Raw genomic sequence first — 23,986 nt, forward strand, 5'->3', positions numbered from 1 at the left:
CGCCGGCTGCCGTGCCGGCCCCGGCTCCTGCCGCACCGGCCGCCGTTGCCGGCCAGGCGCCTGCCGTGGGCACTGCCGGCGGCAAGCTGGTGCTGAATGTGAAGGAAGATTCGTGGGTCGAGATCCGCCGTGCCGGCCAGCCAAAGCTGATCGCGCGCATGGTGCGTGCCGGCGGCACGGAAACCTTCAATGTGCGTGCGGATGACGTGCTGATCGTCGGTAAGCCTAGCGCGGTAAGCGCCAGCCTGGCCGGCGGCAAGCTGGAGCTGACGCAAGGTCCGGGCAAGTCGTACGCCCTCGTGAACATCAAGTAATAAGAGTAGCCAAGCATGTCTTCTTCGAACAACCCGATCCCATCCGGCCCACTGGCACGCCGCGCCAGCCGCCGCGTACTGGTGCAGCACGGCGAGCGCAAGATCTGGGTCGGCGGCGATGCGCCGGTGGTGGTGCAGTCGATGACCAATACCGACACCGCCGATGCGGTGGCGACGGCGATCCAGATCAAGGAATTGGCGCGCGCCGGTTCCGAGCTGGTGCGCCTGACGGTGGACCGCCCTGAGTCGGCGGCCGCCGTGCCATATATCCGCGACCAGCTGGACAAGATGGGCGTCGACGTGCCGCTGGTGGGCGACTTCCACTACAACGGCCACACGCTGCTGACCGAGTACCCGGATTGCGCCGCTGCGCTGTCCAAGTACCGCATCAACCCCGGCAACGTGGGCAAGGGCGCCAAGCGCGACACGCAGTTCGCGCAGATGATCGAAGTGGCGGCCAAGTACGGCAAGCCGGTGCGCATCGGCGTCAACTGGGGCTCGCTGGACCAGGCGCTGCTGGCGCGCATCATGGACGAAAACGCAGCCCGCGAAAATCCGTGGAGCGCGCAGGCCGTGATGTACGAAGCGCTGATCACTTCGGCGATCGAGAACGCGGTGCGGGCGGAAGAGCTGGGCCTGGCCCGCGACAAGATCATCCTGTCGTGCAAAGTCTCCGGCGTGCAGGACCTGATCGCCGTGTACCGCGAACTGGGCAAGCGCTGCGACTATCCGCTGCACCTGGGCCTGACCGAAGCGGGCATGGGCAGCAAGGGCATCGTGGCTTCGACCGCCGCGCTGTCGGTGCTGCTGCAGGAAGGCATCGGCGACACCATCCGCATTTCGCTGACCCCGGAACCGGGCGGCGACCGCACCAAGGAAGTGGTGGTGGGCCAGGAGATCCTGCAGACCATGGGCCTGCGCAAGTTCACCCCGATGGTGATTGCCTGCCCTGGCTGCGGCCGCACCACGTCCACCGTGTTCCAGGAACTGGCGGACGATATCCAGAGCTACCTGCGCGAGCAGATGCCGGAATGGAAAAAGACCTACCCAGGCGTGGAGGCGATGAACGTGGCCGTGATGGGCTGCATCGTCAACGGCCCGGGCGAATCGAAGCATGCGAACATCGGCATCAGCCTGCCGGGCACTGGCGAATCGCCGGCCGCTCCGGTCTTCGTCGACGGCCAGAAAGTAGCGACCCTGCGCGGCGATAATATCGTTGAAGAATTCCAGGCCATCGTGCTCGACTACGTACAGAAAAACTATAGCAAAGCAGCTTAAAGAATCATGTCCAACAAAGCAGACAAAATCACGGCCATCAAGGGGATGAACGATCTCCTGCCGGCAGACGCCCACTTGTGGGAAATCTTCGAGAACACTGCGCAGTCCGTGGTGCAGAGCTACGGCTTCCAGCAGATCCGCACCCCGATCGTGGAAGAGACCCGCCTGTTCTCGCGCGCCATCGGCGCCGTGACCGACATCGTCGAGAAGGAAATGTATTCCTTCGAAGACTCCATGAACGGCGACCAGCTGACCCTGCGGCCGGAAGGCACCGCAGGCGTGGTGCGCGCCGTGCTGGAACATAACCTGGTGTACGAAGGCCCGAAGCGCCTGTGGTACAAGGGCCCGATGTTCCGCCACGAGCGTCCGCAGCGCGGCCGCTATCGCCAGTTCCACCAGTTCGGCGCCGAAGCCGTGGGCTTCACCGGCCCGGACGTGGACGCCGAAATGATCGTGATGTGCCGCCGCCTGTGGGATGACCTGGGCCTGGAAAACATCCGCCTCGAAATCAACTCCATCGGCGACGCCGAGGAGCGCGCACGCCACCGCGTCGACCTGATCGCCTACCTGCAGCAGCACGAAGAGCACCTCGATGCCGACGCCAAGCGCCGCCTGCACACCAACCCGCTGCGCATCCTGGATACCAAGAATCCGGACCTGCAGGGCATCGTCAACAGCGCACCGAAGCTGCTGGACTACCTGGGCGCGGAATCGCTGGCCCACTTCGAGGGCGTGAAGAAGATCCTGGACGCCAACGCGATCCAGTACACCGTCAACACCCGCCTGGTGCGCGGCATCGACTACTACAACCGCACCGTGTTCGAATGGGTGACCGACGAACTGGGCGCGCAGGGCACCGTGTGTGCCGGCGGCCGTTATGACCCGCTGATCGAAATGTTCGGCGGCAAGCCAACTCCAGCGGTCGGTTTCGCCATGGGCATCGAGCGCCTGATCGAACTGATGAAAGGCGCCGGCGACACCGCTGCGCCGCGCCAGTGCGACGTCTACCTGGTGCACCAGGGCGAGGCGGCGCGCATGCAGGCCTTCATCATCGGCGAGCGCCTGCGCGACGCCGGCCTGGACGTGATCCTGCACTGCGGCGGCGCCAGCGGCCCTGGCAGTTTCAAATCGCAGATGAAAAAAGCCGACGGCTCCGGCGCAACCTTCGCGGTCATCATCGGCGAAGACGAAGTGGCCAACAACACTGCCGTCGTCAAGGCAATGCGTGCTGCAGAAGGCGAGGGCCAGCAACAGACCGTCGCGTTTGAAGGCGTTGTAGATTATGTCGTGGACCAGATCACATGCGGAGATGATTGTGATCATGACCATGGCCATCACCACCACCATTAATTAAAGAAACAGGCAGACTGAAACATGGCATACGATCTCGAAGAACAAGAACAGATTGCTACCCTCAAAGAGTGGTGGTCCAAGTACGGCAACCTGTCCACCTGGGTGGTGATCGCAGGCCTGGCCGCCTATTCGGGCTGGAATGGCTGGAACTACTACCAGCGCAACCAGGCAGCGCAAGCCTCCGTGCTGTTCGACGAACTGCAGACCGCAATCAGCGCCAAGGACAACACGAAGGTGGCGCGCGTGGCAGGCGACATCGAGAACAAGTTCGGCCGCTCGGCCTACGCTTCGCTGGCCGCCCTGAGCGCAGCGAAATCCTTCTTCGACGCGAATGACCTGAAGTCTGCCAAGGCGCAGCTGGAATGGGTGGTTGCACACGGCAACGACGAACACAAGAACATCGCAGCCATCCGCCTGGCCGGCGTGCTGCTGGACGAAAAAGCCTACGACGAAGCGCTGAAGGCGCTGGCCGGCGCCGCGCTGCCGCAGTTCAAGACCGACGTGGAAGACCGCAAGGGCGACATCCTGGCGGCGCAGAACAAGCTGGAAGAAGCGCGCACCGCCTACAAGGCCGCGCTGGAAGCAGCCGACAAGAACAATCCTGGCCGTCAGCTGATCCAGCTGAAGCTCGAATCCATTGGCGGCTCCGTGCCGGAAGTGAAGGCTTAATCAGATGCGTACGACCACTCGTACTGTAATCGCGCTGGGCGTACTGGCGCTGGCTTCCGGCTGCAGCACCATGAGCAAGCTGAATCCGTTCGCCAAAGAAGAAAAGTTCGCGCCGGCCAAGCTGGAAGAACTGAAGCCTGGCGTGCCAGCCCGCATCGTGTGGAAACACAGCACCGGCAAGGCCGGCGCCAATGTCTTCACCCCGGCGCTGGCCGACAACAGCGTGTTCGTGGCCGATACCGACGGCAATATCGAGCGCCTGGACGCCGCCAGCGGCAAGGTGCAATGGCGCAGCAAGGCCGGCACCGACCTGAGCGCCGGCGTCGGCGTCAGCCCGGACGCCAAGCTGGTCGCCGTAGGTACCGCGAAGGGCGAATTGCTGGCCTTCGACGGCAGCGGCAAGGCCTTGTGGAAGATCCAGGCGTCGAGCGAAATCCTGTCCGCACCGGCAGTTGGCCCGGACGTCGTGATCGTGCGCACCGTGGACAACAAGGTTACCGCCTATGATGCGGCGGATGGCAAGAAGCGCTGGTTCATCCAGCGCGGCGTGCCGCCGCTGACCCTGCGCAATATGCCGGGCCTGGTGATCGCCAACAGCAATGTGTACGCGGCGCAGCCTGCGGGCCGCATCCTGGCGATGGCGCTGTCGAACGGCGTGCCGCGCTTTGAAGTGCCGCTGTCCGAGCCGCGCGGCGCCACCGAACTGGAACGCGTGTCCGATATCAGCGGCACGCCTTCCGTCTTCGACCAGGACCTGTGCGCGGTGAGCTACCAGGGCAAGGTCGGCTGCCTGGACCTGAACACCGGCGTGGCGCGCTGGACCAAGCCGGCGTCGTCGGATGTTGGCCTGGGCGTGGACCAGCGCTTCGTCTTCGTATCGGACGAGAAGGGCGCCGTGCAGGCGTTCAACCGTGAAAACGGCGCTTCCGTGTGGAAGAACGAGAAGCTGGCTTACCGCCGCTTGTCGGCTCCGGTTTCCTATGGCCGCTTTGTGGCCGTGGGCGACCTTGAAGGCTATGTGCACTTCCTGTCGCGGGAAGATGGCACGATGTTAGGCCGGATCGCGACGGACGGCAGCGCCATCAAGTCGGCGCCGCTGCTCTCCGGTCCGAATGTGATTTTCCAAACCCAGAATGGGACTGTGGCCGCTATCGCGGTCGAATAAAAACAATATGAAGCCGGTAATTGCACTTGTGGGTCGCCCGAACGTCGGGAAATCGACCCTTTTCAATCGACTGACCCGCTCGCGCGATGCGCTGGTGGCGGACCTCCCTGGCCTGACGCGCGATCGTCACTATGGCGAGGGCCGCGTGGGCAATCGCCCATTCCTGGTCATCGATACCGGCGGTTTCGAGCCGGTCGCCAAGGAAGGCATCATGTTCCAGATGGCCCTGCAGACCAAGCAGGCCGTGGCGGAAGCGGACGTGGTGGTGTTCCTGGTGGATGGCCGCCAGGGCATGACCCCGCACGACAAGACGATTACCGATTTCCTGCGCAAATCCGGCCGTCCGGTGCTGCTCGTAGTGAACAAGGCCGAAGGCATGCGCTATACCGCCGCCGTGTCGGACTTCTATGAGCTGGGCCTGGGCGACCCGTACGCGATTTCCGGCGCCCACGGCGACGGTGTGCACGACCTGGTGGCCGAGGCGCTGGACAAGGCTTTCGCCTCGCGTCCGGCCGACGAGGAAGAACTGCTGCCGCAGGAACGCGGCATCAAGATCGCCCTGGTGGGCCGCCCCAACGTCGGTAAATCCACCCTGATCAATACCCTGGTGGGCGAAGAACGCGTGATCGCCTTCGACATGCCGGGCACCACCCGCGATTCGATCGAGATCCCGTTCGAGCGCGATGGCAAGCAGTACACCCTGATCGACACGGCCGGTATCCGCCGCCGCGGCAAGGTGTTCGAAGCGATCGAGAAGTTCTCGGTGGTGAAGACCCTGCAGTCGATTTCGGAAGCGAACGTGGTGATCCTGATGCTCGATGCGCAGCAGGATATCTCCGAGCAGGATGCCCACATCGCCGGCTTCATCCTGGAGTCGGGCCGCGCCCTGGTGGTGGCGGTCAACAAGTGGGACGGCCTGCAGTCGGACGACCGCGACCAGGTGAAGATGGACATGGACCGCAAGCTGGACTTCCTGTCCTTCGCCAATACCCATTTCATCTCGGCCCTGCGCGGCACCGGCATCGGCCCGCTGATGAAATCCGTGAACGGCGCCTATGCCGCCGCCACGGCCGACCTGCCAACCCCGAAGCTGACCCGCGCCTTGCAGGAAGCGATCGAAAAGCAGGAACCGAAGCGCAAGGCTGGCGTGCGTCCGAAGATGCGCTATGCGCACCAGGGCGGCCAGAACCCGCCGATCATCGTCATCCACGGCAATTCGCTGGATGCGGTGTCCGAGCCATACAAGCGCTATCTGGAGAAGCATTTCCGCGATAGCTTCAAGCTGGTCGGCACCCCGCTGCGCATTGAGTTGCGCAACGGCAAGAACCCATTCGATAAGCGTGAGGGCAAGTAGAAACTTAAAAGGGGACGTACCCCTTTTAAGAGAAGCTTAAAAAGGGGTACGTCCCCTTTTAAGTTTCTGCAAGATTCGAGAAAACAAGGTACAGTGTCCTTGGAGCAGCATCCCCAGCACTTGAAATACAGGCGCAGCGTCTCCAATTCGTACACAACAACATAAAACGGAGCTGTTATGAGCAATAAAGGGCAATTGTTACAAGACCCATTCCTGAACGCGCTGCGCAAAGAGCACGTTCCAGTCTCGATCTACCTGGTCAACGGCATCAAGCTGCAAGGCCATATCGAGTCTTTCGACCAATACGTGGTCCTGCTGCGTAACACCGTGACCCAGATGGTGTACAAGCACGCCATTTCCACCGTGGTGCCTGCCCGCGCCGTGAACCTGAACATGGATAACTCCTCCGAGGCAGCGGAGTAAACCACCTGGTATGCGTGCAGCTTTAGTCGGGGTAGATTTCGGTCAGGGCGACTTTGCTGCCAGTATCGAGGAGTTGATGCTGCTGGCCCGTTCCGCGGGCGCAGATCCGGTCACCACCATCACCGGTAAGCGGTCTGCGCCGGATGCCGCGTATTTCGTCGGCAGCGGCAAGGCCGATGAAATCGGCCATGCGGTGCAGGACCACAAGCTCGAAATCGTCATCTTCAATCATGCGCTGTCGCCAGCCCAGCAGCGCAATCTGGAAAAACGCCTTCAAGTCCGGGTGCTCGACCGCACCAGCCTGATCCTCGACATCTTTGCCCAGCGTGCGCAAAGCCACGAGGGCAAGGTGCAGGTCGAATTGGCCCAGTTGCAGCACCTGGCGACCCGCCTGGTGCGCGGCTGGACCCACCTGGAACGCCAGAAGGGCGGTATCGGCCTGCGCGGCCCTGGTGAAACCCAGCTCGAGACCGACCGCCGACTGCTCGGCGAACGCGTCAAGATGCTGCGCGCCAAACTGGCCAAGCTGCGCAAGCAGCATGAGACCCAGCGCCGTGCGCGCGGCCGCAATCATACTTTCTCCGTTTCCCTGGTCGGCTATACCAACGCCGGCAAATCGACCCTGTTCAACACGCTGACCAAGGCCGGCGTCTACGTGGCGGACCAGCTGTTCGCCACGCTGGACACCACTTCGCGCCGCGTCTACATGGGCGAGGAAATCGGCAACGTGGTGCTGTCGGACACGGTCGGCTTCGTGCGCGAACTGCCGCACCAGCTGGTGGCCGCTTTCCGCGCCACGCTGGAAGAGACGATCCACGCCGACTTGCTGCTGCACGTGGTGGACGGCGCTTCGCCCAGCCGCATGGAGCAGATCGAGCAGGTCAACCTGGTCTTGCGCGAGATCGGCGCCGACCATATTCCGCAAATCCTGGTGTGGAACAAGATCGATGCGGCGGGCCTGGAGCCGGCGGTGGAACGTAATGAGTATGATAAGATTTCCCGCGTATTCATCAGCGCACGCACCGGGGCCGGCCTGGACCTGCTGCGCGAGGCGATCTGTGAGGCAGCACGGGATGAGCAGGAAGCGCTAGCGAACCCAAAAGAGGAAGTGGCGCCGGACAGTATTCTCACCTTTACCCAAGTAGGATCTCACTAAAAGAAAAATATGCCTTTTTCCTCTCTCAAGAAAAGACTCGGCAACTACCTTGCCCAGGAAGGCAAAAAGCCCGGCGAAGGTCCGCCGGACCTCGATCAATTGTGGCGCGACTTTAACCAGCGCCTGAATGGCCTGTTCGGCGGCGGCAAAAACCGCGGCAGCAATTCGGGCGGCGGCGGCAATGGCGGCAGCGGCGGCGACATGAAGGGCGCCGGCTTCACCTTTGGCGCAGTGGCTGCGGTGGCGGTGCTGGTGTGGCTCGCATCGGGCGCATTCATCGTGCAGGAAGGCCAGACCGGCGTCGTGACCACCTTCGGCCGTTTCAGCCACGTCACCCCGGCCGGTTTCAACTGGCGCTGGCCTTACCCGATCCAGGGCAATGAGATCGTCAATATGTCCTCGGTACGCTCGGTGGAGATCGGCTACCGCGGCAGCGCCAAGACCAAGATGGCTTCCGAGGCGCTGATGCTGACGGAAGACGAGAACATCGTCGATATCCAGTTCGCCGTGCAGTACAAGCTGAACGACGCCGTGAAATGGCTGTATTCCAACCGCGATGCCGAAGGCACCGTGCAGCAGGTGGCCGAGACGGCGATTCGCGAAGTGGTCGGCCGCAGCAAGATGGACTTCGTGCTGTACGAAGGCCTGGGCAAGGTCGCCACCGATACCCAGCAACTGATGCAGGTGATCCTGGACCGCTACGACTCGGGCGTGCTGGTCACCAATGTGACCCTGCAAGGCGTGCAGCCGCCGGAGCAGGTGCAGGCTGCGTTCGACGACGCCGTGAAGGCGGGGCAGGACCGCGAGCGCCAGAAGAATGAGGGCCAGGCTTACGCCAACGAAGTCGTGCCGAAAGCGCGCGGCGCTGCGTCGCGCCTGCTGCAGGAAGCCGAGGCGTACCGCGCCATGACTGTGCAGAACGCGACCGGTAATGCCGACCGCTTCAAGTCCGTGCTGGCCGAGTACCAGAAGGCGCCGGCCGTGACGCGCGACCGCATGTACCTGGACACCATGCAGCAGATCTTCTCCAACACCAGCAAGGTGATGGTCGATTCCAAGGCTGGCAGCAACCTGCTGTACCTGCCGCTGGATAAGCTGATCGCACAAGTGGCCGCCACCGAAGCGCGCGCCAACAGCGTCACAGCACCGCCGCCAGCCGCCGTGCTGCTGCCGCCGGAACCGACACCTGAGGCGAGCCGCCGTGATAGCCGTTCGCGCGAATCGTCCCGTGACCGGGAGGGCCGTTAATGAATCGCATTGCAACTATCCTGATTACGGGCTTTATCGCCCTGATGCTGCTGTCGTCCACCGTGTTCGTGGTGGACCAGCGTAAATACGCCATCGTGTTCGCGCTGGGCGAAGTGAAGCAGGTGATTTCCGAGCCTGGCCTGCACTTCAAGCTGCCGCCGCCATTCCAGAACGTGATTTACGTGGACAAGCGCATCCAGACCCTGGATCCGAAAGAGGCCGACCGCTTCATCACCGCCGAGAAGAAGAACATCCTGGTGGATGCCTTCGTCAAATGGCGCGTGAGCGACCCACGGCTGTATTACATCTCCTTCGGCGGCGATGAAAAGCGTGGCGGCGACCGCATGCAGCAGATCGTCAAGGCTGCCCTGAACGACGAGATCACCAAGCGCACCGTGCTGGAGGTCATTTCGGGCCAGCGCGGCAAGGTGATGGAACTGATCCGCAACAAGGTGATGGCCGAAGCCAAGCAAATCGGCGTGGACATCGTCGACGTGCGCTTGAAGCGTGTTGACTACGTGGACCAGAACCTGAGCTCCGTGTATGAGCGCATGAAGGCTGAACGTACCAAAGTGGCCAACGAGGCGCGTTCCACTGGTTTCGCCGATTCGGAGCAGATCCGCGCCGACGCCGACAAGCAGCGTACCGTGATCCTGGCCGAGGCTTATCGCGAGGCGGAAAAGATCAAGGGCCAGGGCGATGCCCAGGCATCCCAGATTTACGCCGAAGCGTTTGGACGCAATCCGGAGTTCTACAAGTTCTACCGGTCCCTGGAAGCTTATCGTGCTTCCTTCAAGACGAAGGCTGACGTGATGCTGGTTGATCCGCAGTCGGACTTCTTCAAGTACTTCAAGAGCGCGGGTACGGGCAAGTAAAACCGGCAAACCTGGGTCAGGCCCAAGGGTCTGACCCAAGTACGTGCCCCTGGCCCGCAGCGGCCGCGCAAGCGGGTCTGACCCTTGGGTCAGACCCTGGTTTACCGGTTTACAATTTTCCCGCACTGCGACATTTTCGCGTAAAATACGCGGTTTGGCCCCCCGCTTTTCCGGGTGGCGCAGTCGCGCCTGCATTGTTTTTAATTCAATAGCACCAACCATGCCGAATTGGCTTTTGCCTGAATATATTGCCGACGTCTTGCCTTCCGAAGCACGCAAGATCGAGGAGCTGCGCCGTCTGATGCTGGATAACTTCCGGCTGTACGGCTACGAACTGGTCATGCCGCCGCTGATGGAGTACGTCGAGTCCCTGATGACCGGCGCCGGCGCCGATACCGACCTGCGCACCTTCAAGCTGGTGGACCAGATTTCCGGCCGCATGCTGGGCCTGCGCGCCGACATGACGACGCAAGTGGCGCGCATCGACGCCCACCTGCTGAACCGCGCCACCGTGACGCGCCTGTGCTATGCCGGCTCCGTGCTGCATACCCGCCCATCCGGCCTGCATTCCACGCGCGAACCGTTCCAGATCGGCGCCGAGATCTACGGCCACGCCGGCCTGGAAGCGGACGCCGAAATCCAGGAACTGGCGCTCGGCTCCCTGGCCCTGGCCGGCTTCAGCGACGTGCGCCTGGACCTGACCCACGTCGGCGTGCTGCACGCGATCCTGGAGCAGGACCCGGTCGCGAAAAAGGATTACGAAGCCATCGTCGCGCTCCTGCGCGGCAAGGATGTGCCAGGCCTGCAGCAGCAGTGCGCCAAGTACAGCCAAGCCACGCGCGCCGCGCTGGAGGCGCTGCCGAACCTGTACGGCGATGTCGAAGTGCTGAAGCGCGCACGCGAAGTGCTGCCTGCACTGCCGGGCATCACCCATGCGCTGGCCGAACTGGCCGCGCTGGCGGCATCGGCCATCGGCCGCGCCGACATCGCGATCGACCTGGCCGACCTGCGCGGCTACCAGTACGAGAGCGGCGCCATGTTCGCGCTGTACGTGCCGGGCCTGCCGAACGCGGTGGCACGCGGCGGCCGCTACGACCACGTCGGCGAGGCATTCGGCCGCGCGCGTCCGGCAACCGGCTTCTCGCTCGACCTGCGCGAGCTGGCACGCCTGCTGCCGACCGCGGAGCGCAAGCATTCGATCCGCGCACCGTGGGGCAATGCGCCGGAACTGAAAGAAAAGATCGCCGAACTGCGCAAGTCCGGCGAAGTTGTGATCCAGTCGCTGCCGGGTCATAACGATGAACAGGACGAGTTCGAGTGCGACCGCGCGCTGGTGCTCGACGAAAGTGGTAGTAACTGGATTCTCAAAAACTTAGGTTAATTGTGATGTCAAACAAAACTGCAAAGAACGTCGTTGTTATCGGTACCCAGTGGGGCGATGAAGGCAAGGGCAAGATCGTCGACTGGCTGACCGAACACGCCCAGGGCGTGGTGCGCTTCCAGGGCGGCCACAATGCGGGCCACACCCTCGTGATCGGCGGCGTGAAGACCGCCCTGCAGCTGATCCCTTCGGGCATCATGCGCCCAGGCGTCGCCTGCTACATCGGTAACGGCGTTGTGCTGTCCGTGCCTGACGTGCTGCGCGAAATCGACAAGCTGGAAGCGGCCGGCGTGGAAGTGTCTTCCCGCCTGAAGATTTCCGAGGCTTGCCCGGTTATCCTGCCTTACCACACCGCTCTGGATGCAGCGCGTGAAGCCGCCCGCGGCGCCGCCAAGATCGGCACCACCGGCAAAGGCATCGGCCCTGCCTACGAAGACAAAGTCGCACGCCGCGCCATCCGCGTGGCCGACCTGCTGAACGCAGAGCGCTTTGCAGAGAAGCTGAAAGAAAACCTGGACTATCACAACTACGTCCTGGAAAACTACCTCAAAGCACCGAAGATCGATTACCAGAAGACCCTGGACGACGCGTTGGCCTACGTGCCGCGCCTGCGCCCAATGGTGACCGACGTGTCGTCCGCCCTGTACGCGACCCACAAGGCCGGCGGCTCGCTGCTGTTCGAAGGCGCGCAGGGCTCGCTGCTGGACGTCGACCACGGCACCTATCCGTTCGTCACCTCGTCGAACTGCGTGGCGGGTAACGCCGCTGCCGGCGCCGGCGTTGGTCCTGGCATGCTGCACTACATCCTGGGCATCACCAAGGCCTACACCACCCGCGTCGGTTCCGGCCCGTTCCCATCCGAACTGCCGACCGATGCCGGCGTTGGCCATCACCTGTCGTCCGTGGGTCACGAGTTCGGCACCGTGACCGGCCGTGCCCGTCGTTGCGGCTGGTTCGACGCTGCACTGCTGCGCCGCTCCGTGCAGATCAACGGCGTGTCGGGCATGTGCCTGACCAAGCTGGATGTTCTGGACGGCCTGGAAACCCTGAAGATCTGCACCGGCTACACCATCAACGGCAAGCATTCCGACATCTTCCCGGTCGGCGCCGAAGACGCTGCACTGTGCCAGCCGATCTACGAAGAAATGCCAGGCTGGACCGAGAGCACCGTCGGCGCCAAGTCGATGGACGCGCTGCCGGCAACCGCACGTGCATACATCAAGCGCATCGAAGAACTGGTCGGCGTGCCGGTCGATATGGTTTCCACCGGTCCTGACCGCGAAGAGACCATCGTCCTGCGTCATCCATTCGAGTAAAGCATTGCAAGGCGGGCCACTAGGACCCGCCAGTATCAGACAGTAGGGCGGGTCAATGACCCGCCTTTCCAATTTCAGAGAGAAGGAAAAGCAAGAATGAGCACTCCGCAATCCGACCAAAAGCACCTGTGGGTCTCCTGGGACGAATACCACCGCCTGATCGAGCGCCTGGCGCTGAAAGTCCATGAATCGGGCTGGAAGTTCGACATGGTGTTGTGCCTGGCACGCGGCGGCGTGCGTCCTGGCGACGTGTTCTCGCGCATCTTCGACGTGCCTCTGGCGATCCTGTCGACCAGCTCCTATCGTGAAGAAGCGGGCACCGTGCGCGGCGACCTGGACATCGCCAAGTACATGACCATGACCAAGGGCCCGCTGTCGGGCAAGATCCTGCTGGTCGACGACCTGGCCGATTCCGGCGTGACCCTGACCAAGGTGATGAAGCACCTGAAGGACAACTTCGAAGGCGTGACCGAGGTGAAATCGGCCGTGATCTGGACCAAGGGCTGCTCCGCCTTCAAGCCGGACTACCAGATGGAAGAACTGCCGCACAACCCATGGATCCACCAGCCGTTCGAGGACTACGACGGCCTGCGCCCGCACCAGCTGGCGGCCTGGATCAAGAAGGGCGAAGCCGGCGCGTAACCGCCTGGCTTCAAACAAGAACGGAAGGCACCTGGCCTTCCGTTTTTTTTTAGCGCACTTCCAGTAGCTCGACGTCGAAGATCAGGTTCGAATTCGGCGGGATCGGTCCGATGCCATTGCTGCCATAGCCCATGGCCGCCGGCACGATCAGGGTGCGCTTGCCGCCCACCTTCATACCCTTCACGCCTTCATCCCAGCCCGGGATCACCTGGCCCGCGCCGAGCGGGAAGGTGAACGGGCTGCGGCCGATGGAGGAGTCGAATTGCGCGCCGTGCTGCTGCGGCGAATTCGGTTCGTAAATCCAGCCAGTGTAGTTGACCACCACGTTCGCGCCCGCGACGGCTTCCTTGCCGCTGCCGGTAACGGTATCGATCTTTTGCAGGGGAATGGCGGCGGCTTCAGTCTGGGCCGGCCCCCGGCTGCGGTTGCAGCCGGCCAAGGACAGGGTCAGGCTAAGGCCGAGAAGGCAGGAGGAAAACAGTCGCTTCATCATCTTCTTTCAAAATAAGGCAAAGAAGCGAGTGTACAGAATCCGCCACAAACTGCTAAATAAATAGCAATTCGTGGATATTTGCGACATTTCTGAAAAGAAATGACTATACAATTCTTGGCATCATTTTGCATGTTGCCGGGATTGTGATGTTTCCATCCATGTTGTTGTCTTTGCTGCTCACCATTGCCCCGGTAGAACCGGCAGGGGGCAGTGCGCCTGCCGCAAAGGCTGGCGCGCTGCAGAAGCAATGGACCGAGCGCCGATTCGACGCCATCGAGCGCAGCCTGCGTGAATCCTGCAGCGCCGATCCGGCAAGCTTCGAGTCACAGTTCGACAGCCATTTCCGCAGCGCCCAAACCTGGGAGGCCGACCAGGCAGCCCTTGAGCAATGGCGCCAGGAGAAACCCGACTCGCTGGCGGGCGCGCTGGTCGAAGCGATCTATTGGCGCGCTTATGCTTCTCAGCTGCGACTGGGCGCGGTTGGCCACCTGCAGAAGGAAGCCATGGCCTTCTACCAGGCGCAGCTGGGACACGGAATGGCGCGCCTGCAGCAAGTGAAGGCGCAAGCCAATACCTGTCCGCTTTGGTATAGCCTGAACATCAGCCTGCAGCTGGAGGGAGCCGGTTCGCGCCGCAGAGCCGCCAGCGCCTACCTGGACGCAGTGCAGGCTTTCCCGACCGACCTGCAGATCCACTATGCCATGTCGCGCGCCTATAGTCCGCGCTGGGGCGGCAGTGCAGTCCAGTTCGACCAGTTTGCGCGCCGCGCTGCCTTCTTCACCAGATCGGTGGAAGGCAACGGCATGTATGCGCGCCTGTACTGGCGCGAAGATGGCAATGGCAGCGAAGCGATCCAATTTCGCGAGCAGCGCGGGCTGCCGGAATGGCGCATGGTGAAGACCGGCTTTGAGGACTTGCTGCAGCGGCACCCGCAAGACCAGCGCAGCCGCAACAAGTTTGCTTCCTTCGCCTGCCGCGCCAACGACCGCGAAACCTACCTCAAGCTGCGCCAGGAAATGGGCGAGCATGTGATGCCGGAGCTTTGGCCTGATGTGGCCAGCGTCGAGGACTGCGACCGCAAGCTGGGCAGGGGACACACGGCGGCGGCTTCGCCAGCGCATGCCGGTGGTGTAAACTCGCGGTCATGACCCAAGACTTCTTCCAGACCTTCATCCTCCTGATGCTGGTGACCGACCCGTTCGGCAACGTTCCCATTTTTGCTTCGGCGCTCGCGACAGTGCCACCCAAGCGGCGCCCGAAAATCGTGGTGCGCGAATGCCTGATCGCTTTTGTCGTGCTGCTTGTCTTCATGTTCTTTGGCAGCCACTTCCTCAAGGCCCTGAGCCTGTCGGAAGTTTCGCTGCGCATCGCGGGCAGCGTGATCCTGCTGCTGATCGCAATCCGCATGGTGTTCCCGCATCCCGATGGGGTCCTGGGGCGCACGGAAGGAGGTGAGCCCTTCATTGTGCCGCTGGCCATTCCCGCGCTGGCCGGTCCCTCAGCACTGGCGACCGTGCTGCTGTTTTCGCGCGAGAGCGCAGGCGAGGTGATGGTGCACGTGGCAGCGCTGGCTGCCGTCGTGGTGGTATGGCTGGCCGTATTCCTCGGCGCCGAGCGGCTGCAGAAAGTACTTGGCACGCAAGTGATGACGGCCTTCGAACGGTTGATGGGCCTGATCCTGGCCGCGATGTCGATCGAAATGCTGCTGGGCGGCATCCGCGAATTCGTCAAAACCCTGTAAAGCGGCTGGCTGGCGTTGAAGGTGATTTTCCGTGACTTTTTCTAGCTAGCAATAGTCCTATAATCGACACCATTTGCCGCGCACGCGGCGCCTGAACGAAGGTGATCCATGCATGTCCTGATTGTGTTGGGAATCGTTGTTCTCCTGGTTGTGCTGTTCTACAAATCGACCAACCAGTATGTGCAGCCGGCCGGCTCGCAAGGGCCTGCGCCGGCGCAGGCTATGGGCGGGAATGCGCCGCCGGTGCAGATTGGCTGGGTCTCCAACGGCAAATTGTTCGTGCAGGGCGGCTACGGTGCGGTGCAGGAAATCACCAGCCCCTATGCGCAGCAGGCAATGGACCGCGCTGAGCGCAGCCGGGAAAAGAATGCGTGGAAAAAGGACACCGCCTTCGGCGTTGCTGCGCACGGCAATTACCGCGACTTTGAGCGCGACACCGATCCGATCCTGATTTCTTCGGCACGCTTCACCAGTGAAGGCAAACTGCTGTACTTCCAGGCCGACCACGGGATGGGCGGGCTGTTCTCTTACGATCTCGCCAGCGGCCATGAAGAACGCCTGCTGCACCGCCAGCAACTGCAACTGCAGGACATGAACCTGTCGCCGTCCGGCCAGATGATCTACTGCACCATGCAGTCGCGCGGTGGCGCCAGCCATATCGCGTCGATGAGCGTTTCAGGCGACGGCTTGCGCGAGCTGACCGGCGGCGACACGATCGATTCCGCACCGACCGCCGTGCCGGGGGACGATGGCGTCGTGATCTACCAGTCGGCCGGTATTGCACGCAACCAGCAGGGTGGCTGGGCAGGCGTGGGCCACGTCACTTTGCAGGAGTTGAATACGACGACCGGCCGCGTGACGCCGGTGCTGGAAGACCCGCGTTACGACTTCCTTTCGCCGCGCGTGGCGGCCGATGGGGCGCTGTTCTTCATCCGCCGTCCTTACGAGCCGCCGCAGTACAACGCCGGCAACGTGGTGCTGGATACGATCTTCTTCCCATTCCGCTTGCTGCGCGCGGTGTTCCACTACCTGAATTTCTTCTCGCTGATGTACTCGCGTAAGCCGCTGACGGGCGCTGGCGGCACGCCGATGCAGGCGGACATGAAGAACATCATGTTGCAGGGCAAGCGTATCGATGCCGAACGCGCCCTGCGCAGGGAGGCCAGCATTGGCGGCATTCCTTCGCTGGTACCGTCATCGTGGCAGCTGGTGCGGCGCACGCGCAATGGCGGCGAGAGCGTGGTGGCCAGCAATGTGAGTTCCTTCGACATGACGCCGAACGGCACCATCGTCTATAGCAACGGGCGCGGCATGTTTGCGCTCGATGCGCAGGGCCGCTCTTCGCTGGTGACGCAAGGCGATCTGGTGGGCGCGGTGCTGGTACGCGACGCTGCAGCAGGATGAAGGAGATCGGGCCCAGGTTCCGCTGTGCACAGCGCGACGCGGAACATGCCCGCAAGGAGGCCGAGCTGGCGCACCTGCGGCTGCTGCCGCCTGTGCAGCCTGAACGCAGCAAAGTCCTCGACGTTATCGAAGGCGTATCGGCCGGGGCAGAAGTGATTGGTTTAATTGGCGACCTGCTGAGTTGAAAACGTATTGCTTTGATAATGACGGCGTGGCACGATATTGATCCCGCCAAGCCAATCATTAAAGGAGCTGCCATGTCCCTGCGCATCAACGATACCGCGCCAAATTTCAAAGCACAGACCACCAAGGGTCCGATTGATTTCCATGAGTGGATTGGCGACCAATGGGCCGTCCTGTTTTCGCACCCGAAGGACTTCACCCCTGTTTGCACCACTGAGCTGGGCTATATGGCCAAGATCGAGCCTGAATTCACCAAGCGTAATACCAAGATCATTGGCCTGTCGATCGACCCCGTCGAGAACCACAGCAAATGGGCCGCTGACATCGAGGAAACACAGGGTGCCAAGGTGAATTACCCGATGATTGGCGATACCGATCTGCATGTTGCGAAGCTGTACAACATGCTGCCGGCTGAAGAGCCAGGTACGTCGGATGGCCGCACGGCTGCCACCAATGCCACCGTGCGTTCGGTGTTCATCATTGGCCCGGACAAGAAGATCAAGCTGATGCTGACTTATCCGATGACGACTGGGCGTAATTTTGACGAAATCCTGCGCGTGCTGGACTCGATGCAGCTGACGGCCAAGCACCGCGTTGCGACGCCGGTGAATTGGAAGGATGGCGAGGATGTGATCATCGCGGGCTCCGTCAGCGATGAGGAAGCCAAGTCGATCTATCCGAATGGCTGGAAGGCGCCGAAGCCTTATCTGCGGATTGTGAAGCAGCCTTCTTAAAACCGGTAAATCTGGGTCTGACCCAAGGGTCAGACCCCCAACGGTTTCACGGCCACAGGTCTGGGTTCGAGGCCTTTGACTTTCGAAAAAGATCAAAAACGCACAACCGAAACCCGCAGCGGTAGAGCAGACAGGGTCAGACCCTTGGGTCTGACCCAGGTTTACCGGTTTTGAAGAGCATCCGCCCCCGGCGCACCAAACAATTGCTCCTTGAGATGGTGCAGCTGATCCCGCACCTGCGCAGCCTTCTCAAACTCCAGGTTCTTCGCATGATCAAGCATAAGTTTCTCCAGCCGCTTGATCTCCTTGCTGATCTGCTTCTCGCTCATCGCCTCATACTTGGCCGCTTCCTCAGCCACCTCAAGCTGCTCGCGAGCCGCCGCGCTGTAGACGCCATCGATCATGTCCTTGATGATCTTCTTCACGCCGCGCGGCACAATGCCCATTTTCTCGTTATAGGCAATCTGCTTGGCCCGGCGCCGCTCGGTCTCGTCGATCGCGCGCTTCATCGAATCGGTAATATTGTCCGCATAGAGCAGGGCGACGCCATTCAAATTACGCGCCGCGCGGCCGATGGTCTGGATCAGTGAGCGCTCAGAACGCAGGAAGCCTTCCTTGTCAGCGTCGAGAATCGCCACCAGCGACACCTCCGGCAAGTCCAGGCCCTCGCGCAGCAGGTTGATCCCTACCAGCACGTCAAAAGTGCCAATGCGCAGGTCGCGCAGGATTTCCACGCGCTCCACCGTATCCACATCGCTGTGCAGGTAGCGCACCTTGATGCCGTGGTCGCCCAGGTACTCGGTCAACTGCTCCGCCATGCGCTTGGTCAGCGTGGTGACCAGCACGCGCTCGTTCTTTTCGATGCGGTCGTTGATCTCGCCCAGCAGGTCGTCGACCTGGGTGCGGGCAGGGCGCACAATCACCTGCGGGTCAACCAGGCCGGTCGGACGCACCACCTGTTCAACCACTGCCCCCGCGTTTTTCTTCTCGTATTCGGCCGGCGTAGCGGAAACGAAGACCGTCTGCCGCATCTTGGACTCGAATTCTTCGAATTTGAGCGGCCGGTTATCCAGCGCGGACGGCAGGCGGAAACCGTAATCCACCAGGTTGGTCTTGCGCGAACGGTCGCCGTTATACATGGCCGACAACTGGCCGATCAGCACGTGCGATTCGTCGAGGAACATCAGCGCATCGCGCGGCAGGTAATCGACCAGGGTTGGCGGCGGTTCCCCTGGCTTGGCGCCGGACAGGTGACGCGAGTAGTTCTCGATGCCCTTGGTGAAGCCCACTTCCGACATCATTTCCAGGTCGAAGCGCGTACGCTGCTCCAGGCGCTGTTCTTCCACCAGCTTGTTCTCCTTGCGGAAGAACTCCAGACGGTCGCGCAATTCTTCCTTGATGGTCTCAATGGCGCGCAGCACGGTGGCGCGCGGCGTCACATAGTGCGAGCCAGGATAGACGGTGAAGCGCGGGATCTTCTGTTTGACCTTGCCGGTCAGCGGATCGAACAGCTGGATCGACTCCAGTTCGTCGTCAAACAGCTCCAGGCGCACCGCCAGGTCGGCGTGTTCGGCCGGGAAGATATCGATGGTGTCGCCGCGCACGCGGAAGGTACCGCGGCCGAAGTCCATCTCATTGCGCGTGTACTGCATCTGGATCAGGCGCGCGATGATGTCGCGCTGCGCCACACGGTCCTTGGCGCGCAGCGTCAGGATCATCTGGTGGTATTCATTCGGGTTACCGATACCGTAGATGGCCGACACGGTGGCCACGATCACCACGTCGCGCCGTTCCATCAGCGACTTGGTACAGGACAGGCGCATCTGCTCGATGTGCTCATTGATGGACGAGTCCTTTTCAATGAACAGGTCGCGCTGCGGCACGTAGGCTTCCGGCTGGTAGTAATCGTAATACGACACAAAGTATTCCACCGCGTTCTCCGGGAAGAACTCACGGAATTCGGAATACAGCTGCGCCGCCAGAGTCTTGTTCGGTGCGAACACGATGGCAGGGCGGCCCATGCGGGCGATCACATTGGCCATGGTGTAGGTCTTGCCCGAACCCGTCACGCCGAGCAGGGTCTGGAACGACAAACCGTCCTCGATGCCCTCGCACAGCGCGTCAATCGCGGTCGGCTGGTCGCCGGCGGGAGGGAAGGGCTGGTGCAGGCGATACGGCGAATCCGGGAAGGTGATAACTTCCGCTGCCGGAGTACTGGTATTTTGGGAATCAGACATTAATGCAGACCTTTGATAGAATATGCGATTGTCGGCGGCCCTGACCGGATTTTGTTCGGGAGCCGGCTTGTTCCAGCATCGCCCCGCCCCAAAACGTTACCAAATTAATCATGACGACCTCTTCTGTTTTCAGCGCCATCGAGATGGCCCCGCGCGACCCAATCCTCGGCATCACCGAAGCCTTTAATGCAGACACTAACCCAGCGAAAATTAACCTGGGCGTAGGCGTCTATTATGACGACAATGGCAAAGTGCCGCTGCTGAAGTGCGTGGAAAAGGCGGAAGCAATCCTGATTGAGCAGCACGCCCCGCGTACCTACCTGCCGATCGAAGGCCTGGCAGCTTACGACAAGGCTGTGCAAGAGCTGGTATTTGGTGCCGACAGCGCCGTAATTCAAGAGAAACGTGCGGTGACCGTGCAGGCACTGGGCGGCACCGGCGCGCTGAAACTCGGCGCCGACTTCCTGAAGCGCTTCTCCCCGGATTCCGAGGTTTACATCAGCAACCCGAGCTGGGAAAACCACCGCGCCCTGTTCGAAAGCGCCGGCTTCAAAGTCAACAACTACGCCTACTACGACGAGACCACCCATGGCGTGAACTTCGCCGCCATGCTGGCCGCCCTGAAGGCCATGCCGCGTGGCGCCATCGTCGTGCTGCACGCCTGCTGCCACAACCCGACCGGCGCCGACCTGACCCAATCCCAGTGGGATGAAGTGATCGCCGCTGTTGTCGCCGGCGGCCTGGTGCCGTTCCTGGACATGGCTTACCAGGGCTTTGGCGCCGGCATCGCGGAAGATGGCGCCGTGGTACGCCGCTTCGCCGCGACCGGCGTGGCGCTGCTGGTGTCGAACTCCTTCTCCAAGTCCTTCTCGCTGTACGGCGAGCGCGTCGGCGCCCTGAGCGTGGTGGCTGCCTCCGCCGAAGAAGCTTCCCGCCTGCTGTCGCAGCTGAAGCGCGTGGTGCGTACCAACTACTCCAACCCACCTGTCCACGGCGGCAAGGTGGTGGCAACCGCCCTGGCAACCCCGGAATTGCGCCAGATGTGGGAAGACGAACTGGCCGGCATGCGCGTACGTATCAAGGAAATGCGCGAAGCCTTCGTGCAGAAGCTGAAAGCCAAGGCCCCAGGCCATGATTTCGACTTCGTGCGTGAGCAGGTTGGCATGTTCTCCTACTCCGGCCTGAGCAAGGAGCAGGTGGCCAAGCTGCGCGAACAGTCGATCTACGCCGTGGATACCGGCCGCATCTGCGTGGCAGCGCTGAATTCGAAGAATATCGATACGGTAGTTGACGCCATCGCCAAGGTACTTTAATATGCTGCTCTCTGATCGCAACGCGGTCAGAGAGTGATCCCTGATAGCTCAGTCGGTAGAGCGACGGACTGTTAATCCGCAGGTCCCTGGTTCGAGTCCAGGTCGGGGAGCCAGAATACAGAAAAGCCCAGCCTTCACAGGTTGGGCTTTTTGCATTTCTGCTAAAGCCGAAGCTCACGCTATTGGCCTCGAGTATCGTCTGTTACCATTTTTGACATAAAACCGGCTATACTGCCCATGAATTAAAATCTGGCCGCGTCATTGCGGCCTTTTTATTATGAAAGCCGGTATGCGTCGGTCGCTGTTTTTGCTGATTTTGTTGTTGGTTTCAACGATCTTTGCCAACGCGGCCGAGTATCGAACTGGCCCGGCACCGGCTTGGGTCGAGCCGATCGCTGTCGATACGGCGCGCAAAGCCCCGGGCGGGCAATCGAGCGGGGAGTGGAACATCCTGAGCGATGTGCAATCTCGCATCGAAAAAAACGGCAGGGTGAACTATTACCACTTTGCGAACAAGGCCCTGGATGCTGAAGGCGTCCGTTCTGTTGCCGACATTTCCTTTGTTTTCGATCCGAGCTATGAGCAGCTGACGATTCATGCTATCCGTATCATTCGCGGTGGGAAGGTGATCGATAAGTTGGCCAGCGCAAAAATATCGGTGTTGCAGCGGGAAACCGAGCTCGAATATCGCATTTACGACGGCAGCAAAACCGTAAGCGTGGTGCTTGACGATTTGCGCGTGGGCGATGTTGTCGAATACGCGTACAGCCGCCGCGGCGTCAATCCTGTGTTCGGCAACCGCATTGCAGGTGGCGCGGAACTCCAATGGTCGGTGCCTGTAGGACAGGCGTCGGTCCGCTTGATGGTTCCGATTGGCCGCACGGTTGCCACGCAATTGATGAACAGTACCTTGCAGCCGCGTGTTCGCGAGTTCGACGGCTACCGCGACTATCGCTGGTCGCAACAGGATGTGCCGGCACTAAAGGTCGATGGCGATGCGCCAGCCAATTACAACCCATATGCACGCGTGCGCTGGAGTGAATTTGCTGACTGGAGGTCCGTGGTCGATTGGGGATTGCCGCTTTATCGCTTGAATGGCCAAGTGGACCCGGCACTTAATGCGGCAATTGAAGGTATCCGCCGTACTGCAGCGACCCCTGAAGCGCGGGTGCGTGCTGTGCTGCAACTGGCGCAGTCCGATATCCGTTACCTGGGTGTGGAGGTGGGCACCGGTTCCCATGCACCGACTGCGCCGTCGACCGTTTTCCAGCGCCGTTTTGGCGACTGCAAGGACAAGGCATTGCTGGTGGTGGCGATGCTGCGTGAGCTGAATGTGAAGGCCGCGCCGGCCCTGGTCAATACGGAGCGCCGCGAAGCCATTGCCGATGTCCTGCCAGCGCCGCAGGTCTTTAACCATGTCGTTGTCCGTGCGACGCTGAATGGCCGCCATTACTGGCTGGACCCAACCATGTCACCGCAAGGCGGCGACCTTGAACACCTGGTGCAATCCGATTTCGGCCTGGCCCTTGTGCTGGACGAGGGGGAGGCGGGGCTGGTCAAGATGGCGGGCAAGGAGGGGCGCAGCCGTAAGCAGGTACATGCTGTTTTCGACGGCACGGGCGGCCCTGAACAGCCAATGCGCTACACGATTACGACGGTGTCGCAGGGAGCCGCCGCTGATTCGCTGCGTGACCAGATTGCGCGGAAAGGTGTGGCGGATTTGCAGTCGCAATTTCTAAATTACTATGCAAGGCGATATCCCGAGATCAAGTCTGCGGCGCCGTTGCGTCATGTCGACGACGTCAAGCACAACCTGTTCACGACGGTGGAATCGTATGAGATTCCGGACTTCTGGAAGCGCAGGACCCAGGACAATCGGCGAGAGGCTTATATTCGCTCCTCTGAAATTCGTTCTGAGCTGAACGCGCCAGACTTCTTGAACCGCACTGCACCGTTGGCTACCAACTACCCCAGGGAGATCGAAGAGATTACTGAAGTAAAGCTGTCTGGCAAGTGGGGCCTCAAACCTGAAGCCGTCGAGATTAAGGACGCAGCGTTTGAGTTCACGCATAAGAAAGAGCGTGGCGAGGGAGACGTCAAGTATCGCCTTGTCGACCACTTGCGCTGGCTGAAGCCACAGGTGGAGCCTGACGAAGTGCGCGAGCACGCAGCCAACTTGAAGAAGGCATACAACGAAGTAGGCATTACGCTGTACCTTGACGATGCCCCTGCTGCGGCGGCCCGGCCATCTGCGCGGACAACCCACGAACAAATCCAGGCCGAGTCGGATAAAGCGCGCCAGGCGCAGCAGAGATCGCAACTTGTGCAAATCAGCATCCTGCTCGCAATATGGGGCGTCCTGGCTTTTCTTTGCTGGCGCTCACCGGAAACGCATCGCCCCCTGAACTGGTACCTGACGGGGCAATTGGTGTGGATATCCTTCGTGCTGTGGGTTTTGTTTGCCGGGTTTAATAACACCTGGAAAACGCAGACGCTTGGCCTCATTATCGTATTCTTTGGCAGCAGTGCCTTGCTGGCGCGTTCAGACCGTGCGCCCGTCACGCATTGGCAATATGCCCACGCAAATCCGGCGGCCATGGACAGTATGACGCTAGGTGTTCGCTACCTGGTCAAAACACTCAGTGCATTGCCGTCGCTAGTCCTGATTCTTTGCGCGGGCTACTACGTCAAAGCTTTGGCAAGCTGA

Annotated in this window: 22 protein-coding genes and 1 tRNA gene; 21 read left to right on the forward strand and 2 right to left on the reverse strand. The window is 61.4% G+C overall.

Going from position 1 to position 23,986, the window contains the following annotated elements:
- The 13 genes from GM658_RS21020 to GM658_RS21080 form a co-directional block, all read left to right on the forward strand.
- On the forward strand, positions 1 to 314 hold a 314-nt coding region (locus GM658_RS21020; protein ID WP_155456023.1), incomplete at its 5' end, for a RodZ domain-containing protein.
- Between the two features lie 15 nt (positions 315 to 329).
- Positions 330 to 1,592 carry a flavodoxin-dependent (E)-4-hydroxy-3-methylbut-2-enyl-diphosphate synthase gene (gene ispG, locus GM658_RS21025; protein WP_155456024.1) on the forward strand — a complete coding sequence of 421 codons (1,263 nt, stop codon included), beginning with the start codon at positions 330 to 332 and terminating at the stop codon, positions 1,590 to 1,592.
- A 6-nt stretch (positions 1,593 to 1,598) separates the two neighbouring features.
- Positions 1,599 to 2,942: a histidine--tRNA ligase gene (hisS, locus tag GM658_RS21030; protein ID WP_155456025.1), complete on the forward strand. Its 1,344-nt coding sequence runs from the start codon at positions 1,599 to 1,601 to the stop codon at positions 2,940 to 2,942.
- Between the two features lie 24 nt (positions 2,943 to 2,966).
- Positions 2,967 to 3,614, forward strand: coding sequence for a YfgM family protein (locus GM658_RS21035; RefSeq protein WP_155456026.1), 648 nt, complete (start codon positions 2,967 to 2,969; stop codon positions 3,612 to 3,614).
- 4 nt (positions 3,615 to 3,618) lie between these two features.
- On the forward strand, positions 3,619 to 4,779 hold the full coding sequence (gene bamB / locus GM658_RS21040; protein WP_155456027.1) for an outer membrane protein assembly factor BamB: 1,161 nt from the start codon (positions 3,619 to 3,621) through the stop codon (positions 4,777 to 4,779).
- Positions 4,780 to 4,786: 7 nt separating this feature from the next.
- The gene (der, locus tag GM658_RS21045; protein WP_155456028.1) at positions 4,787 to 6,133 is read left to right on the forward strand and encodes a ribosome biogenesis GTPase Der; all 1,347 of its coding nucleotides are present in this window, start codon (positions 4,787 to 4,789) and stop codon (positions 6,131 to 6,133) included.
- A gap of 177 nt (positions 6,134 to 6,310) precedes the next feature.
- Entirely contained in the window at positions 6,311 to 6,556 is a 246-nt protein-coding gene (gene hfq / locus GM658_RS21050; protein WP_055931606.1) for an RNA chaperone Hfq, read from the forward strand.
- A 10-nt stretch (positions 6,557 to 6,566) separates the two neighbouring features.
- Positions 6,567 to 7,712, forward strand: coding sequence for a GTPase HflX (gene hflX, locus GM658_RS21055; RefSeq protein WP_155456029.1), 1,146 nt, complete (start codon positions 6,567 to 6,569; stop codon positions 7,710 to 7,712).
- 9 nt (positions 7,713 to 7,721) lie between these two features.
- Positions 7,722 to 8,960, forward strand: coding sequence for an FtsH protease activity modulator HflK (hflK, locus tag GM658_RS21060; protein ID WP_155456030.1), 1,239 nt, complete (start codon positions 7,722 to 7,724; stop codon positions 8,958 to 8,960).
- Complete coding sequence (gene hflC / locus GM658_RS21065) at positions 8,960 to 9,835, forward strand: protease modulator HflC (RefSeq protein WP_155456031.1); 876 nt, start codon at positions 8,960 to 8,962, stop codon at positions 9,833 to 9,835. The genes hflK and hflC overlap by 1 nt, the downstream gene beginning before the upstream one ends.
- Positions 9,836 to 10,055: 220 nt before the next feature.
- Positions 10,056 to 11,216: an ATP phosphoribosyltransferase regulatory subunit gene (locus tag GM658_RS21070; RefSeq protein WP_155456032.1), complete on the forward strand. Its 1,161-nt coding sequence runs from the start codon at positions 10,056 to 10,058 to the stop codon at positions 11,214 to 11,216.
- A gap of 5 nt (positions 11,217 to 11,221) precedes the next feature.
- Positions 11,222 to 12,532, forward strand: coding sequence for an adenylosuccinate synthase (locus GM658_RS21075; RefSeq protein WP_155456033.1), 1,311 nt, complete (start codon positions 11,222 to 11,224; stop codon positions 12,530 to 12,532).
- A gap of 96 nt (positions 12,533 to 12,628) precedes the next feature.
- Positions 12,629 to 13,174, forward strand: coding sequence for a phosphoribosyltransferase (locus GM658_RS21080; RefSeq protein WP_155456034.1), 546 nt, complete (start codon positions 12,629 to 12,631; stop codon positions 13,172 to 13,174).
- A gap of 49 nt (positions 13,175 to 13,223) precedes the next feature.
- Here GM658_RS21080 and GM658_RS21085 read toward each other — a convergent pair whose 3' ends face one another.
- Positions 13,224 to 13,664, reverse strand: a complete 441-nt coding sequence (locus GM658_RS21085) for an FKBP-type peptidyl-prolyl cis-trans isomerase (protein ID WP_155456130.1) — start codon at positions 13,662 to 13,664, stop codon at positions 13,224 to 13,226.
- Positions 13,665 to 13,825: 161 nt separating this feature from the next.
- Here GM658_RS21085 and GM658_RS21090 point away from each other — a divergent pair, with 161 nt between their 5' ends.
- The 5 genes from GM658_RS21090 to GM658_RS21110 all read left to right on the forward strand — a co-directional run bounded on the left by GM658_RS21090 (position 13,826) and on the right by GM658_RS21110 (position 17,729).
- Complete coding sequence (locus GM658_RS21090) at positions 13,826 to 14,815, forward strand: hypothetical protein (RefSeq protein ID WP_155456035.1); 990 nt, start codon at positions 13,826 to 13,828, stop codon at positions 14,813 to 14,815.
- A complete protein-coding gene (locus GM658_RS21095; RefSeq protein ID WP_155456036.1) occupies positions 14,812 to 15,408 on the forward strand; it encodes a MarC family protein in 597 nt (198 codons plus the stop codon). The genes GM658_RS21090 and GM658_RS21095 overlap by 4 nt, the downstream gene beginning before the upstream one ends.
- Before the next feature lie 108 nt (positions 15,409 to 15,516).
- Entirely contained in the window at positions 15,517 to 16,812 is a 1,296-nt protein-coding gene (locus GM658_RS21100) for a TolB-like translocation protein (protein WP_155456037.1), read from the forward strand.
- On the forward strand, positions 16,809 to 16,997 hold the full coding sequence (locus GM658_RS21105; RefSeq protein WP_155456038.1) for a hypothetical protein: 189 nt from the start codon (positions 16,809 to 16,811) through the stop codon (positions 16,995 to 16,997). The genes GM658_RS21100 and GM658_RS21105 overlap by 4 nt, the downstream gene beginning before the upstream one ends.
- 72 nt (positions 16,998 to 17,069) lie before the next feature.
- Positions 17,070 to 17,729: a peroxiredoxin gene (locus GM658_RS21110; protein ID WP_155456039.1), complete on the forward strand. Its 660-nt coding sequence runs from the start codon at positions 17,070 to 17,072 to the stop codon at positions 17,727 to 17,729.
- A gap of 161 nt (positions 17,730 to 17,890) precedes the next feature.
- Here the strand turns inward: GM658_RS21110 and uvrB are convergent, their stop codons facing one another.
- On the reverse strand, positions 17,891 to 19,966 hold the full coding sequence (uvrB, locus tag GM658_RS21115; RefSeq protein WP_155456040.1) for an excinuclease ABC subunit UvrB: 2,076 nt from the start codon (positions 19,964 to 19,966) through the stop codon (positions 17,891 to 17,893).
- Positions 19,967 to 20,076: 110 nt separating this feature from the next.
- Here uvrB and GM658_RS21120 point away from each other — a divergent pair, with 110 nt between their 5' ends.
- The 3 genes from GM658_RS21120 to GM658_RS21130 all read left to right on the forward strand — a co-directional run bounded on the left by GM658_RS21120 (position 20,077) and on the right by GM658_RS21130 (position 23,986).
- The gene (locus GM658_RS21120) at positions 20,077 to 21,279 is read left to right on the forward strand and encodes an amino acid aminotransferase (RefSeq protein ID WP_155456041.1); all 1,203 of its coding nucleotides are present in this window, start codon (positions 20,077 to 20,079) and stop codon (positions 21,277 to 21,279) included.
- 37 nt (positions 21,280 to 21,316) lie between these two features.
- Positions 21,317 to 21,392, forward strand: a tRNA-Asn gene (locus tag GM658_RS21125).
- 164 nt (positions 21,393 to 21,556) lie between these two features.
- Positions 21,557 to 23,986, forward strand: coding sequence for a DUF3857 domain-containing transglutaminase family protein (locus GM658_RS21130; protein WP_155456042.1), 2,430 nt, complete (start codon positions 21,557 to 21,559; stop codon positions 23,984 to 23,986).

It is taken from the genome of Massilia eburnea (genome assembly GCF_009720745.1).
Taxonomy (GTDB): Bacteria; Pseudomonadota; Gammaproteobacteria; order Burkholderiales; family Burkholderiaceae_D; genus Rugamonas; species Rugamonas eburnea.

Excerpts from the sequence above, each read along its gene's own strand:
- ispG (WP_155456024.1), top strand. The coding sequence starts at position 330 with ATGTCTTCTTCGAACAACCCGATCCCATCCGGCCCACTGGCACGCCGC.
- hisS (WP_155456025.1), top strand. The coding sequence starts at position 1,599 with ATGTCCAACAAAGCAGACAAAATCACGGCCATCAAGGGGATGAACGAT.
- GM658_RS21035 (WP_155456026.1), top strand. The coding sequence starts at position 2,967 with ATGGCATACGATCTCGAAGAACAAGAACAGATTGCTACCCTCAAAGAG.
- bamB (WP_155456027.1), top strand. The coding sequence starts at position 3,619 with ATGCGTACGACCACTCGTACTGTAATCGCGCTGGGCGTACTGGCGCTG.
- der (WP_155456028.1), top strand. The coding sequence starts at position 4,787 with ATGAAGCCGGTAATTGCACTTGTGGGTCGCCCGAACGTCGGGAAATCG.
- hfq (WP_055931606.1), top strand. The coding sequence starts at position 6,311 with ATGAGCAATAAAGGGCAATTGTTACAAGACCCATTCCTGAACGCGCTG.
- hflX (WP_155456029.1), top strand. The coding sequence starts at position 6,567 with ATGCGTGCAGCTTTAGTCGGGGTAGATTTCGGTCAGGGCGACTTTGCT.
- hflK (WP_155456030.1), top strand. The coding sequence starts at position 7,722 with ATGCCTTTTTCCTCTCTCAAGAAAAGACTCGGCAACTACCTTGCCCAG.
- hflC (WP_155456031.1), top strand. The coding sequence starts at position 8,960 with ATGAATCGCATTGCAACTATCCTGATTACGGGCTTTATCGCCCTGATG.
- GM658_RS21070 (WP_155456032.1), top strand. The coding sequence starts at position 10,056 with ATGCCGAATTGGCTTTTGCCTGAATATATTGCCGACGTCTTGCCTTCC.
- GM658_RS21075 (WP_155456033.1), top strand. The coding sequence starts at position 11,222 with ATGTCAAACAAAACTGCAAAGAACGTCGTTGTTATCGGTACCCAGTGG.
- GM658_RS21080 (WP_155456034.1), top strand. The coding sequence starts at position 12,629 with ATGAGCACTCCGCAATCCGACCAAAAGCACCTGTGGGTCTCCTGGGAC.
- GM658_RS21085 (WP_155456130.1), bottom strand. The coding sequence starts at position 13,664 with ATGAAGCGACTGTTTTCCTCCTGCCTTCTCGGCCTTAGCCTGACCCTG.
- GM658_RS21090 (WP_155456035.1), top strand. The coding sequence starts at position 13,826 with ATGTTGTTGTCTTTGCTGCTCACCATTGCCCCGGTAGAACCGGCAGGG.
- GM658_RS21095 (WP_155456036.1), top strand. The coding sequence starts at position 14,812 with ATGACCCAAGACTTCTTCCAGACCTTCATCCTCCTGATGCTGGTGACC.
- GM658_RS21100 (WP_155456037.1), top strand. The coding sequence starts at position 15,517 with ATGCATGTCCTGATTGTGTTGGGAATCGTTGTTCTCCTGGTTGTGCTG.
- GM658_RS21105 (WP_155456038.1), top strand. The coding sequence starts at position 16,809 with ATGAAGGAGATCGGGCCCAGGTTCCGCTGTGCACAGCGCGACGCGGAA.
- GM658_RS21110 (WP_155456039.1), top strand. The coding sequence starts at position 17,070 with ATGTCCCTGCGCATCAACGATACCGCGCCAAATTTCAAAGCACAGACC.
- uvrB (WP_155456040.1), bottom strand. The coding sequence starts at position 19,966 with ATGTCTGATTCCCAAAATACCAGTACTCCGGCAGCGGAAGTTATCACC.
- GM658_RS21120 (WP_155456041.1), top strand. The coding sequence starts at position 20,077 with ATGACGACCTCTTCTGTTTTCAGCGCCATCGAGATGGCCCCGCGCGAC.
- GM658_RS21130 (WP_155456042.1), top strand. The coding sequence starts at position 21,557 with ATGAAAGCCGGTATGCGTCGGTCGCTGTTTTTGCTGATTTTGTTGTTG.